General features: G+C 75.7%; 12 protein-coding genes. 10 read left to right on the top strand and 2 right to left on the bottom strand.

From position 1 onward, the window contains the following. Positions 1 to 54 precede the first annotated feature (54 nt). Genes ACGFZL_RS03200 through ACGFZL_RS03190 form a run of 3 tightly spaced genes read left to right on the top strand, consistent with a single transcriptional unit; the run spans position 55 to position 2,668 of the window. Positions 55 to 1,278 (top strand): sensor histidine kinase, encoded by a 1,224-nt coding sequence (locus tag ACGFZL_RS03200; protein WP_355176123.1) that lies wholly within the window; start codon positions 55 to 57, stop codon positions 1,276 to 1,278. A 46-nt stretch (positions 1,279 to 1,324) separates the two neighbouring features. Beyond that, a complete protein-coding gene (locus ACGFZL_RS03195; RefSeq protein WP_393688750.1) occupies positions 1,325 to 1,996 on the top strand; it encodes a response regulator in 672 nt (223 codons plus the stop codon). Positions 1,997 to 2,035: 39 nt separating this feature from the next. Beyond that, positions 2,036 to 2,668 (top strand): AAA family ATPase, encoded by a 633-nt coding sequence (locus tag ACGFZL_RS03190; RefSeq protein ID WP_393688748.1) that lies wholly within the window; start codon positions 2,036 to 2,038, stop codon positions 2,666 to 2,668. A gap of 27 nt (positions 2,669 to 2,695) precedes the next feature. On the opposite strand, the gene ACGFZL_RS03185 is transcribed toward ACGFZL_RS03190, so the two are convergent. Further along, positions 2,696 to 3,802 carry a DUF5937 family protein gene (locus ACGFZL_RS03185; protein ID WP_393688746.1) on the bottom strand — a complete coding sequence of 369 codons (1,107 nt, stop codon included), beginning with the start codon at positions 3,800 to 3,802 and terminating at the stop codon, positions 2,696 to 2,698. A 160-nt stretch (positions 3,803 to 3,962) separates the two neighbouring features. Between ACGFZL_RS03185 and ACGFZL_RS03180 the strand changes: the two genes are divergently transcribed. Further along, positions 3,963 to 4,178, top strand: a complete 216-nt coding sequence (locus tag ACGFZL_RS03180; RefSeq protein ID WP_393688743.1) for a hypothetical protein — start codon at positions 3,963 to 3,965, stop codon at positions 4,176 to 4,178. Between the two features lie 104 nt (positions 4,179 to 4,282). On the opposite strand, the gene ACGFZL_RS03175 is transcribed toward ACGFZL_RS03180, so the two are convergent. Further along, entirely contained in the window at positions 4,283 to 5,464 is a 1,182-nt protein-coding gene (locus tag ACGFZL_RS03175; RefSeq protein ID WP_393688741.1) for a threonine aldolase family protein, read from the bottom strand. A gap of 172 nt (positions 5,465 to 5,636) precedes the next feature. Here ACGFZL_RS03175 and ACGFZL_RS03170 point away from each other — a divergent pair, with 172 nt between their 5' ends. The 6 genes from ACGFZL_RS03170 (at position 5,637) to ACGFZL_RS03145 (ending at position 12,124) form a co-directional block, all read left to right on the top strand. Next, entirely contained in the window at positions 5,637 to 6,587 is a 951-nt protein-coding gene (locus ACGFZL_RS03170; RefSeq protein ID WP_393688739.1) for a Rossmann-like and DUF2520 domain-containing protein, read from the top strand. Next, positions 6,584 to 7,666, top strand: coding sequence for a pantoate--beta-alanine ligase (gene panC, locus ACGFZL_RS03165; RefSeq protein WP_393688737.1), 1,083 nt, complete (start codon positions 6,584 to 6,586; stop codon positions 7,664 to 7,666). Before ACGFZL_RS03170 ends, panC begins: the two co-directional genes overlap by 4 nt. Further along, positions 7,663 to 9,408, top strand: coding sequence for an L-aspartate oxidase (locus ACGFZL_RS03160; protein WP_393688736.1), 1,746 nt, complete (start codon positions 7,663 to 7,665; stop codon positions 9,406 to 9,408). Before panC ends, ACGFZL_RS03160 begins: the two co-directional genes overlap by 4 nt. Before the next feature lie 5 nt (positions 9,409 to 9,413). Next, on the top strand, positions 9,414 to 10,394 hold the full coding sequence (gene nadC, locus ACGFZL_RS03155; RefSeq protein WP_393689574.1) for a carboxylating nicotinate-nucleotide diphosphorylase: 981 nt from the start codon (positions 9,414 to 9,416) through the stop codon (positions 10,392 to 10,394). 4 nt (positions 10,395 to 10,398) lie between these two features. Beyond that, the gene (locus ACGFZL_RS03150) at positions 10,399 to 11,196 is read left to right on the top strand and encodes a type III pantothenate kinase (RefSeq protein WP_355176131.1); all 798 of its coding nucleotides are present in this window, start codon (positions 10,399 to 10,401) and stop codon (positions 11,194 to 11,196) included. 319 nt (positions 11,197 to 11,515) lie between these two features. Further along, entirely contained in the window at positions 11,516 to 12,124 is a 609-nt protein-coding gene (locus ACGFZL_RS03145) for a hypothetical protein (RefSeq protein WP_393688733.1), read from the top strand. Positions 12,125 to 12,147: the final 23 nt, after the last annotated feature.

Below are 12,147 nucleotides of genomic sequence, written 5' to 3'. Positions count from 1 at the left end.
GATCGACCCTCCGGTTGACCCCTGCACCTATCCCGCGTCCCTAGGCTGGACACCGTGCAGCGCCTCTACGACTTCCTCCGCAGACACCCGACCGGGGTCGACTGCTTCTGGGCCCTCGTCCTGTTCGGGGTGTCCGTGGTCTCCGCGGTGTCCACCGGCGCCGGAGGGGGCGAGAACGGCACGGAGCGCGGGACGGACGACCTGGCGCGGATCGTCCCCGTCGCCCTGCTGCTCTCCCTGGTGATCGCGCTGCGCCGCAGGACGCCGGAGCGCATGCTGCTGCTCGCCATCGGGCTCGGGCTGCTCCAGCTCGTCCTCGACGTGGCCGTGATGGCGGCCGACTTCGCGCTGCTCGTGATCGTCTACACGGTCGCCGCCACCGCCGCCCGCTGGGCGTCGCGCACCGCCCTGGCCACCAGCCTGATCGCCGCGCCCGTCGCCCAGCTGCGCTGGCCGAACCACGAGACGAGCCTGGCGAACAACATCGCCATCACCGTCTTCCAGGCGGTGCCCTTCGCCCTCGCCTGGGTGCTCGGCGACTCCATCCGCACCCGGCGCGCGTACTTCGCGCAGCTGGAGGAGCGCGCCGCCCGGCTGGAGAAGGAGCGCGAGGCGCAGTCCAAGGTCGCCGTCGCCGCCGAGCGGGCCCGCATCGCCCGCGAGCTGCACGACGTCGTCGCGCACAACGTCTCGGTGATGGTGGTGCAGGCCGACGGCGCCGCCTACGTCCTCGACGCGGCCCCCGACCAGGCGAAGAGGGCCCTGGAGACCATCTCCTCCACCGGCCGCCAGGCCCTCGCCGAGATGCGCCGCCTGCTCGGCGTGCTGCGCACCGGCGAGCACGAGGAGGCCGGGGAGTACGTCCCGCAGCCCGACGTCGAGCAGATCGAGGACCTGGTCGAGCACTGCCGGGGCTCCGGGCTGCCCGTCGACTTCAAGGTGGAGGGCACCCCGCGCCCGCTGCCGAGCGGCGTCGAGCTGACCGCGTACCGGATCGTGCAGGAGGCGCTGACCAACACCCGCAAGCACGGCGGGCCCAACGCCGGCGCCAGCGTGCGCCTGGTCTACTTCGACGACGGCCTCGGCCTGCTGATCGAGGACGACGGCAAGGGCGCCCCGCACGAGCTGTACGAGGAGGGCGGCCTGGACGGCCAGGGTCACGGCCTGATCGGCATGCGCGAGCGGATCGGCATGGTCGGCGGCACCCTGGACGCGGGCCCGCGCCCCGGCGGAGGATTCCGCATCAGCGCGCTGCTGCCGCTGAAGGCCGCGCACTGACACCTGTCACATCCCCGATGGACGACACCCCGATGGAAGAGGCCCGATGACGATCCGCGTGATGCTCGTCGACGACCAGGTGCTGCTGCGCACCGGGTTCTCGATGGTGCTCGCCGCCCAGCCGGACATGGAGGTCGTCGCGGAGGCGGGGGACGGCGTCGAGGCGCTCCAGGTGCTCGCCGCGACCGCCGTGGACGTCGTCCTGATGGACGTGCGCATGCCGAAGCTGGACGGCGTGGAGGCCACCGCCCGGATCTGCGCGCGCCCGGACGCCCCGAAGGTGCTCATCCTGACCACCTTCGACCTGGACGAGTACGCCTTCTCGGGCCTGAAGGCGGGCGCGTCCGGCTTCATGCTCAAGGACGTGCCGCCCGGCGAACTCCTCGCCGCGATCCGCTCCGTGCACAGCGGCGACGCGGTGGTCGCCCCCTCGACCACCCGCCGCCTGCTCGACCGCTTCGCCCCGATGCTGCCCAACACCGCCCAGGAGCCCGGCAGCGACCGCCTCCAGCGGCTCACCGACCGCGAGCGCGAGGTCATGCTGCTGGTCGCCCAGGGCCTGTCCAACGGCGAGATCGCGGCCCGCCTGGTCCTCTCCGAGGCGACCGTGAAGACCCACGTCGGCCGCATCCTCACCAAGCTCGACCTGCGCGACCGGGTCCAGGTGGTCGTCCTGGCCTACGAGACGGGCCTGGTCCGGGCCGGCGGCCACGGCTGACCCGCCCCCGTGCCGGGGCCCCGCCGGTACAGTCCCGGCATGCTGCTGTGGATCAACGGTCCCCACGGGGGCGGCAAGACGCAGGTCGCCCACGAGATACACGGCCGGCTGCCCGGCAGTGTGATCTGCGATCCCGAGTACGCCGGCTTCGGGCTGCACCGGATGCTGCCGCCCGCGCTGCGCGGGGACTTCCAGGACCTGGCCGCCTGGCGGCAGGGCGTGGTGGAGGTCCTTGACCTCGCGCTGACCCGGCAGCAGGGGGTGGTGATCGTCCCGATGACGGTCACCGACGCCGGGTACTTCGCCGAGACCGTCGGCCGGCTGCGGGAACTGGGGCACGACGTACGGCACTTCACGCTGCTCGCCGAGCGCGAGACCGTGCTGCGGCGGCTGCGCGAACGCGGTCCCCTGCACCACCTGAAGGCCCTGGCCGGGCGGCACCGCGAGCCGCGCGGCGAGAGCTGGGCGGTGCGGCGGCTCGACCACTGCCTGGAGCGGCTCGCCGGGCCGGAGTTCGCCGAGCACCTGTGGACGGACCGCAGCACCGTGCCCAGGACCGCCGACCGGATCGCCGTCCTGGCCGGCCTCGACCTCGCCCCGCACCGCGGCGGCCGGCTCCGCACCCGGCTGCGGCAGACCGCGGTCGGCCTGCGGCACATCCGCTTCGACTGAGCGCCCCGCGGTTGACCCCCGGAGGGATCAGCGGAGGATGCCCTCCAGGAAGTCGCTGCCCAGCCGGGCCACCACCGTCACGTCCAGCTGGTGCAGCACGTAGCGTCCGCGACGGCGCGTGGTCACCAGGCCCGCCTTCTTCAGCACCGCCAGGTGCCGGGATATCTCCGGCGCCGACATGCCGTGCACCTGCGCCAGCTCGCCCGTGGTGTACGCGCTGCGCGCCAGGAAGCGGCACAGGCGCATGCGGACCGGGTGGGACAGCGCGGTCATCCGCAGGCCGAGCTGCTCGACCGACGGGGGCGCGGCGGGCTCCGGGGAGGCCACCGGGTAGTGCAGCACGGGCTGCCAGTCGCGGCGGTGCAGCACCATCAGGTGCGGCCGGCCCAGGCTGGTCGGGATCAGCAGCAGGCTGCCGTCCCCGGTCGTGGTGCGGCCCTCGCCCAGCTTGTCCACCGTGATCCGCCCGGCGCCCTCTTCCAGCGTCACCGCCGGGGACACCGCCGCCAGCGCCTGGGCGAGGCCCTTGCGGCGCAGCAGCTCCGTCTTGTGGCGGGCGTCCTGCGCGAGCTGGTGGCTCAGCCGGGACCACGCCTCGGCGAAGAACGCCTCCTCGCAGTCCCGCGCGAACCGGCGCAGCCAGTCGCGGATCCGCGGCGGGTCGGCCAGCAGCCGCTCGCCGAAGTGCAGCTGCCGGGGCCCGCGCGCGGCGGCCAGCTCCAGGACGCGCCGCCGCACCTCGGGGTCGGTGAGCGCGGACGCCCCGCCGCTGCTGTACGGCGGGGCGCAGGTGAACTCCAGGGCCGCGTCGACGAACTGCTCGTCGGAGAGCTTGTCGAGCAGGTCCAGTTCCTCGGCGAGGGTGGCGCCGGGCAGGGTGGCGCGGCCGGGGACGCCGGCGGCGGGCAGGAACAGGTCCGAGAACGTGGTGCGCCACAGGAAGTCGGCCTCGCACATCCGGTCGGCCAGGTGCGGGTCGAGCCGGGCCGTGACGCCGGTGACCCAGGCATGGAGCCCCGGGTGGTGCGCCGGCTCGGACAGCGCGTGCAACGCCATGCCCAGCTCGGCCAGTGGGGAGGGCACCACGGCGACCCTCTCCGGCCGCAGCCCCGCGATGTCGATGCGCACGCTCATGCCCTCATGGTGCACCCCGCCACCGACAACGCCCCGCCCGATTGACGTCCGCCGTCAATCGACGCGACGCGGGGCGGCGGGCGGGAGCAGCCTGGAGGGGCCGGGGCAGCCGCGGAGCCCTCGCCCCTCGTCCCTCCATGCCCTGACAAGGCGGTTCGCCATGAGCGTCACGCAGCAGTACCTCCTCGACACCTACCGCGCCCGGCAGCACGGCGAGCCCGCGCCACCGGCGCCCGGCACCCACGACTGGCGGGTCGTGCGCGAGTGGCGCGGCCGGCGGGAGTTCGCGGCCGTCCTGGCCGGCCGCCCGGCACGCGGCCGACTGCGATCCGCCCTGCGCCGCCGGCTGTCGCACCGGGCGCGGGCCGCGGGCTGAGCCCGGTGGGTCCGAGAGCTGCCGGGCGAGGGTGGTGGGCTGAGGCCGGTGGGTCCGGGCGCTACCGGCCGAGGGTGGCGGGCCGAGCCCGGTGGGTCCCGGCGCTACCGGTCGAGGAGTCTGGCGGCGAAGTCCGACGCCGCCGCTCGCGCCTCCTCGGCCGTCCAGTCCAGGCCCGCGGCGCCCAGCTCGACCTCGGCCATGGCCAGGCCGGGCCCGGGGCTGCTCCAGGGGCGGGGGAACAGCAGCCTGCCGGTCTCCTCGCCCTGGCGGACCGCGGCCTCGCCCGCGACGTCGGCGTCGTGCGGCACCCACACCTGGAACTCATGGGTGTGCGGCACCTCCGGATGCACCCGCGCCCACGGCAGCCCGGCCGCCGCGAACCCCTCGCGCAGGGCCTCGGCGACCACGCGCGCGTGACGCACGTACTCCGGCAGCCGGGGCAGCTCCCGCTCCAGACCTGTCAGCGCCGCCAGCGCCGTCGGGAACTGCTGGAACACCGTCCCGCCGTACCGGTGCCGCCAGGCCCTCGCCTCCTCGACCAGCGTGCGCGGGCCGGCCAGGGCGGCGCCGCCGTAGCCGCCGAGGGACTTGTAGAACGAGACGTACACGCTGTCCGCCAGACCGGCGATCTCGGCCAGCGGGCGGCCGAAGTGGACCGTGGACTCCCACAGGCGGGCCCCGTCGAAGTGCACGACCGCGTCCCGCTCCCGCGCCGCCGCGACCAGGTCGGTCAGCTCCTCCCAGGTGGGCAGCAGATAGCCGGCGTCCCGCAGCGGAAGCTCCAGCATCAGCGTGCCGAACGGCTCCTCGAAGTCCCGCACCTCCGCCGCGGTCGGCTGCCGCGGCTCGCTGGTCAGCCGCAGCGGGCGCAGGCCGCTGACCCGGCTGAACGCGTTGCGTTCGTGCACCTCGGGGTGGGCGAGCCCGTGCAGCGCCACCGCCGGGTCGCCGGTGCGCCCCGCCCAGCAGCGCAGGGCGACCTGCTGGGCCATGGTGCCGGTCGGGAAGAAGGCGGCGGCCTCGGTGCCGAGCAGGGCCGCCACGCGGTCCTCCAGGGCGGCCACGACGCCGCTGCCGTAGACGTCGGGGCGCTCGTCCAGGTCGTACACCTCGCCCGCCGCCTCCAGCAGGGCCAGCCGCTCGCGCAGGCTGGCCCCGGGGCCGGACGCCGCCAGGACCCGGGCCCCGCCGCGCTGCAGGGCCTGCCGCCGCTCGCGCAGCCGGACGCCCCGCTCCTCGGCCTCCACCGCCACCTGCTCCGCCGCCTCACCGTCATCGCTCATGCGGCCGATCATGCCCTGCGGTCGCACGGCGGCGCACCGCCTGTGGACAACCCGCGGCCGGTGGAGAACCCACAGCCTGTGGACAACCGGACACCGCCCGAACCGATCGCGTTAACATGACGAGAAATCGTCCGGTACCCCGAGCGGACTGGAACGGGAAGGCCGCCGTCGCGTGAACACAAGCCCACTGCCAGACCCCAAGGACCGCCCCGCGCGGCTCACCGTAGGCGTCGTCGGCGCCGGCCGCGTGGGCCCCGCCCTGGCCGCGTCCCTGCAGCTCGCCGGGCACCGCCCCGTGGCCGCCTCCGCCGTCTCCGACGCCTCCCGGCGCCGCGCCGCCGCCCTCCTGCCCGACGTGCCGCTGCTGCCGCCCGCCGAGGTCCTCCGGCACGCCGAGCTGGTCCTGCTCACCGTCCCCGACGACGCCCTGCCGGGACTGGTGACCGGCCTCGCCGAGACCGGCGCGATCCGCCCCGGCCAGCTCCTCGTGCACACCTCGGGGCGGTACGGCGCCAAGGTGCTCGACCCGGCGCTGCGGGCCGGCGCCCTGCCGCTCGCCCTGCACCCGGCGATGACCTTCACCGGCACCCCGGTGGACGTCCAGCGGCTGGCCGGCTGCTCCTTCGGCGTCACCGCGCCCGAGGAGCTGCGGCTGGCCGCCGAGGCCCTGGTCATCGAGATGGGCGGGGAGCCGGAATGGATCGCCGAGGAGCGCCGCCCGCTCTACCACGCGGCCCTCGCCCTCGGCGCCAACCACCTGGTCACGCTGGTCGCCCAGTCCATGGAGCTGCTGCGCACGGCCGGCGTCGCCGCCCCCGACCGGATGCTCGGCCCGCTGCTCGGCGCCGCCCTGGACAACGCCCTGCGCTCCGGGGACGCCGCCCTGACCGGCCCCGTCGCGCGCGGCGACGCCGGCACGGTCGCCGCGCACCTCGCCGAGCTGACCGAGCACGCCCCGCAGGCCGTCGCCGGATACGTGGCGATGGCCCGGGCCACCGCCGACCGGGCCCTGGACCACGGGCTGCTGCGCCCGGAACTCGCCGAGGACCTGCTCGGCGTGCTGGCCGGCCGCGCGGACCGCACCGACGGCGGCCCCGGCCGCACCGAGGGAGACGCCCGATGACCACCTCCGCCTCCGCCTCCACCCACGCCCCCGCCCTGCTGCGCACCGCCGCCGAACTGCACGCGCGCGTGCGGCACGGCCGCCGGGCCGTCGTGATGACCATGGGCGCCCTGCACGAGGGCCACGCCACCCTGGTGCGCACCGCCCGCGAGATCGCGGGCCCGGACGGCGAGGTCGTCGTCACCGTCTTCGTCAACCCGCTCCAGTTCGGCGCCGGCGAGGACCTCGACCGCTACCCGCGCACCCTGGACGCCGACATCGAGATCGCCGGCCGGGCCGGCGCGGACGCGGTGTTCGCCCCGTCCGTCGAGGAGGTCTACCCGGGCGGCGAGCCCCAGGTGCGCGTCACGGCCGGGCCCATGGGCGAGCGCCTGGAGGGCGCCTCCCGACCCGGCCACTTCGACGGCATGCTCACCGTCGTCGCCAAGCTGCTGCACCTCACCCGCCCGGACGTGGCCCTCTACGGGCAGAAGGACGCCCAGCAGCTCGCCCTGATCCGCCGCATGGCGCGCGACCTGAACTTCGGCGTGGAGATCGCCGGCGTGCCCACCGTGCGCGAGGAGGACGGCCTCGCCCTCTCCAGCCGCAACCGCTACCTCTCCGCCGCCGAGCGCCGCACCGCCCTCGCGCTCTCCCAGGCCCTCTTCGCCGGCCGCGACCGGCACGCCGCCGAGGAGGCGCTGCGCGCCCGGGCCCGCGAGGTGCCCGCCACGCACGCGCGTGCCGCGGCGCTCGGCGCGCTCGGCGAGTCCCGCGCCGCCGCCGACGCCCACGCCGTCGCGCAGGCCGCCCCCGGCCGTCCGGCGGCCGTGCGCGCCGCGGCCCGCCTGGTCCTGGACGAGGCGGCCCGCCTCACCCCGCCCCTGGAGCTGGACTACCTGGCCCTGGTCGACCCCGCCGACTTCACCGAGATCGGCGAGGACCACACCGGCGAGGCGATCCTCGCCGTGGCCGCCCGGGTCGGCGCGACCCGGCTGATCGACAACCTCACCCTCACCTTCGAAACCCTCGAGACCACCGAAGCCCTCGACATCCCCGCAACCCCTGAAACCCCCGCAACCCCCGGAGCCGCCTCGTGACCAGCACAGGCACCAGCAACAGCACCGGTACCGGCATACGCCTGCACGCGGGCGCCCCCGGCTGGGCCCTCACCGCGGACGTCGTGGTCGTCGGCTCCGGCGTGGCCGGCCTCACCGCCGCCCTGCGCTGCCAGGCGGCCGGCCTGGAGACGGTCGTCGTCACCAAGGCCCGCCTGGACGACGGCTCCACCCGCTGGGCGCAGGGCGGCATCGCCGCGGCCCTCGGCGAGGGCGACACCCCCGAGCAGCACCTGGACGACACCCTGGTCGCCGGGGCGGGCCTGTGCGACGAGGACGCGGTGCGCCTGCTGGTCACCGAGGGCCCCGACGCCGTACGCCGGCTCATCGCCACGGGCGCGCACTTCGACGAGTCCGCCGAGGGCACCCTCCAGCTGACCCGCGAGGGCGGCCACCACCGGCGCCGCATCGCCCATGCCGGCGGGGACGCCACGGGCGCGGAGGTCTCCCGCGCCCTGGTCGAGGCGGTCCGCTCGCGCGGCCTGCGCACCGTCGAGAACGCCCTCGTCCTGGACCTGCTCACCGACGCCGAGGGCCGCACGGCCGGCGTCACCCTGCACGTGATGGGCGAGGGCCAGCACGACGGGGTCGGCGCGGTGCACGCGCCCGCGGTGGTGCTGGCCACCGGCGGCATGGGCCAGGTCTACTCGGCGACCACCAACCCGGCCGTCTCCACCGGCGACGGCGTGGCCCTGGCGCTGCGGGCCGGCGCCGACGTCAGCGACCTGGAGTTCGTCCAGTTCCACCCCACCGTGCTCTTCCTGGGCGCGGACGCCGAGGGCCAGCAGCCGCTGGTCTCCGAGGCGGTGCGCGGCGAGGGCGCCCACGTGGTGGACGCCGGCGGCGTGCGCTTCATGGTCGGCCAGCACGAACTGGCCGAGCTGGCGCCCCGGGACATCGTCGCCAAGGGCATCACCCGGCGCATGCAGGAGCAGGACGCCGAGCACATGTTCCTGGACGCCCGGCACTTCGGCGCCGACATGTGGGCTCGGCGCTTCCCGACGATCCTCGCCGCCTGCCGGGCGCACGGCATCGACCCGGTCACCGAGCCCGTCCCCGTCGCGCCGGCCGCGCACTACGCCTCCGGAGGCGTGCGCACCGACGCCCACGGCCGCACCACCGTGCCCGGCCTGTACGCGTGCGGGGAGGTCGCCTGCACCGGCGTGCACGGCGCCAACCGGCTGGCCTCCAACAGCCTCCTGGAGGGCCTGGTCTACGCCGAGCGCATCGCGGCGGACATCGCCTCCGCGCCGCCGCGCACCCGCACCCCGGTCCCCGTCCCGCACCCGGCCCGCCCGGCGCACCCGCTCCTCCCCCCGGAGGCCCGCTTCGCCGTCCAGCGGATCATGACCGAGGGCGCCGGCGTGCTGCGCTCGGCCGCCTCGCTCGCCCGCGCCGCCGAGCAGCTCGACGCCCTGCACACCGAGGCCCGCGAGGCGCTGCGCGAGCAGGGCAAGACGGCCGAGCCGGGCGTCGACACCTGGGAGGCCACCAACCTGCTGTGCGTGGCCCGCGCCCTGGTCGCCGCGGCGGCCCGGCGCGAGGAGACCCGGGGCTGCCACTGGCGCGAGGACCGCCCCGACCGCGACGACGCGGCGTGGCGCCGCCACATCGTCGTACGCCACGACGCGGACCGCGGCCTGACCACGCACCCCACGGACACCGCGCACTTCCCCCCGACCGTCCCGCCCTTCCCGACCGCCCCCCTCGCCCAGGAGCAGTGACAGCAGTGAACACCCCCGACCTCCCTCTCGCCGGCGGCTGCGGCGACGGCTGCGCCTGCGGCGCGGACACCGACACCGACGGCGAGACGTATCTGGAGTGCGGTCTCGACCCCGCGCTCGCGGCGCTCCTGCTCGACTCCGGCCTCGACCCGGTCGAGGTCGAGGACATCGCCAACGTGGCCCTCCAGGAGGACCTGGCGGGCGGCGAGGACGTGACGACGGTCGCCACGATCCCCGAGGACGCGGTCGCCACCGGCGACTTCACCGCGCGCGAGGCGGGCGTGGTGGCGGGCCTGAGGGTCGCCGAGGCGGTCCTCTCCCTCGTCTGCACGGACGAGTTCGAGGTCGAGCGCCACGTCGAGGACGGCGAGCGCGTGGAGCCCGGCCAGAAGGTCCTGTCGGTCACCACCCGCACCCGCGACCTGCTCACCGCCGAGCGCAGCGCGCTGAACCTCCTGGGCCGCCTCTCCGGCATCGCGACGGCCACGCGCGCGTGGGCGGACGCGCTGGACGGCACGAAGACCCGGGTCCGCGACACCCGCAAGACGACCCCCGGGCTGCGCTCCCTGGAGAAGTTCGCGGTCCGCTGCGGCGGCGGCGTCAACCACCGGATGTCGCTCTCCGACGCGGCGCTGGTCAAGGACAACCACGTGGTCGCCGCGGGCGGCGTGGCGGCGGCCTTCGAGGCCGTGCGCGCCCGCTACCCGGAGCTGCCCATCGAGGTCGAGGTCGACACCCTGCACCAGCTCCGCGAGGTCATGGACGCGGGCGCCGACCTGATCCTGCTCGACAACTTCACGCCGGGCGAGTGCGAGGAGGCGGTCGCCCTGGTGGCCGGCCGCGCGGCCCTGGAGGCGTCGGGCCGGCTGACGGTGGACAACGCCAAGACCTACGCCGCCACCGGCGTGGACTACCTGGCGGTGGGCGCCCTCACCCACAGCTCGCCCGTCCTGGACATCGGCCTGGACCTGCGAGCGGCGGAGTAGGGCCATGCTGCTGACGATCGACGTGGGCAACACCCACACCGTCCTCGGGCTCTTCGACGGCGCGGACATCGTCGAGCACTGGCGCATCTCGACGGACCCGCGCCGCACGGCCGACGAGATGGCGGTGCTCCTCAACGGCCTCATGGGCGTGCACCCCCTCCTCGGGCAGGAACTGGGCGACGGCATCGACGGCATCGCCATCTGCGCGACCGTGCCCTCGGTCCAGCACGAGCTGCGCGAGGTGACGCGGCGCTACTACGGCGACGTCCCCGCGATCCTGGTCGAGCCGGGCGTCAAGACCGGCGTGCCGATCCTCACCGACCACCCCAAGGAGGTCGGCGCCGACCGGATCATCAACGCCGTCGCGGCGGTCGAGCTGTACGGCGGGCCGGCGATCGTCGTGGACTTCGGTACGGCGACGACCTTCGACGCGGTGAGCGCGCGGGGGGAGTACGTGGGCGGGGTCATCGCGCCCGGCATCGAGATCTCGGTCGAGGCCCTGGGCGTGAAGGGCGCGCAGCTGCGGAAGATCGAGGTCGCACGGCCGCGCAGTGTGATCGGCAAGAACACGGTGGAGGCGATGCAGGCGGGGATCGTCTACGGCTTCGCGGGGCAGGTCGACGGGGTCGTCACGCGGATGGCGCGGGAGCTGGCGGCCGACCCGGACGATGTCACGGTGATCGCGACGGGGGGTCTGGCGCCGATGGTCCTGGGCGAGTCCTCGGTGATCGACGAGCACGAGCCGTGGCTGACGCTGATCGGGTTGCGGCTGGTGTACGAGCGGAACATCGCCCGCATGTGAGCGGTGTGTCCGCAGACGCTTCGCCGCAGCGGCCCGGCGTGCCCTGGGTGCTCGGTGTGGCGCTGAGGGGCGGGGCGTGGCGCAGCCCGGCGCAACGGGGTGCCGCTGCGCCCACCCGTGCCGCCCCAGCGGCACGACTGCCCGCAGCGGCGGCTGAGCGGCCGACGTGACTGCAGCGCCTCAGGGGCGCGGGGCTGTGACACTTGCGGCTCCGCCGCGGGGCGCGACCAGCCACGGCGTACCCGCAGACGGAAGTCGGGCCCGCAGACACACCCACCCCTTATGCCAAGTTTGTCTGATTAGCGCGTATCGTCGCCGCATGCCCACGCCATACGGATCCCGCGGCGGCATGGCCTTCGGTGCCCAGGAGCTGCACGTGCTGCGCCGGGCCCTCGCCCTCGCCCTGAACCCCAGCAGCCCCGTCCAGGCCCAGGACGTCCGGGACTGCCTCCACCTCGCGGAGTCCCTCGACGAGGCGAGCCGGGAGAGCGCCCGGCTGCGCGCCTTCCTCGTGGCGGACCTGGCCCGCTACCGCGCGGCCCTCCCCGGCAGCGTCACCGGCTACCTCGCCCTCCTGCGCGAGGCGCTGGAGGCCGGCCACCGCCCGGGCGCCGACGACCTCGCCGCGCTCGGCGCCCTGCGCGGCAACCCCGAGGCCGCCGCCCTCCTCGCCCGCTGGGCCCCGGCACCCACCGTCCCCGCTGCCCGCACCCACCTCCACGCCCTTCCCGGCGGCCGGGCCGCGTCCGGCGACGACGGGGACGAGGACGGGGACAGGGACAAGGGCAAGGAGAAGGAACGACCCGGCGCCAGGCCCGCGCAGCGGCCGGCCCCCAAGCGCCCCGTCCCCACCCCCGGTGAGGTCTTCCCGCGCCGCCGCCCGGCCCCGCCGGCCCCCGGATCCCGGCACCACCTCGCCGCCGGCTGACCCGCCCTGGCTACCCTGGGTCC

Source organism: Streptomyces sp. NPDC048182 (genome assembly GCF_043202555.1).
Lineage (GTDB): Bacteria > Actinomycetota > Actinomycetes > Streptomycetales > Streptomycetaceae > Streptomyces.
This window is presented reverse-complemented; position numbering and strand designations above follow the sequence as displayed.

What these genes read in the sequence shown, in the direction of transcription:
- ACGFZL_RS03195 (WP_393688750.1), top strand. Translation starts at nt 1,325, where the DNA reads ATGACGATCCGCGTGATGCTCGTCGACGACCAGGTGCTGCTGCGCACC.
- ACGFZL_RS03190 (WP_393688748.1), top strand. Translation starts at nt 2,036, where the DNA reads ATGCTGCTGTGGATCAACGGTCCCCACGGGGGCGGCAAGACGCAGGTC.
- ACGFZL_RS03185 (WP_393688746.1), bottom strand. Translation starts at nt 3,802, where the DNA reads ATGAGCGTGCGCATCGACATCGCGGGGCTGCGGCCGGAGAGGGTCGCC.
- ACGFZL_RS03180 (WP_393688743.1), top strand. Translation starts at nt 3,963, where the DNA reads ATGAGCGTCACGCAGCAGTACCTCCTCGACACCTACCGCGCCCGGCAG.
- ACGFZL_RS03175 (WP_393688741.1), bottom strand. Translation starts at nt 5,464, where the DNA reads ATGAGCGATGACGGTGAGGCGGCGGAGCAGGTGGCGGTGGAGGCCGAG.
- panC (WP_393688737.1), top strand. Translation starts at nt 6,584, where the DNA reads ATGACCACCTCCGCCTCCGCCTCCACCCACGCCCCCGCCCTGCTGCGC.
- ACGFZL_RS03150 (WP_355176131.1), top strand. Translation starts at nt 10,399, where the DNA reads ATGCTGCTGACGATCGACGTGGGCAACACCCACACCGTCCTCGGGCTC.
- ACGFZL_RS03145 (WP_393688733.1), top strand. Translation starts at nt 11,516, where the DNA reads ATGCCCACGCCATACGGATCCCGCGGCGGCATGGCCTTCGGTGCCCAG.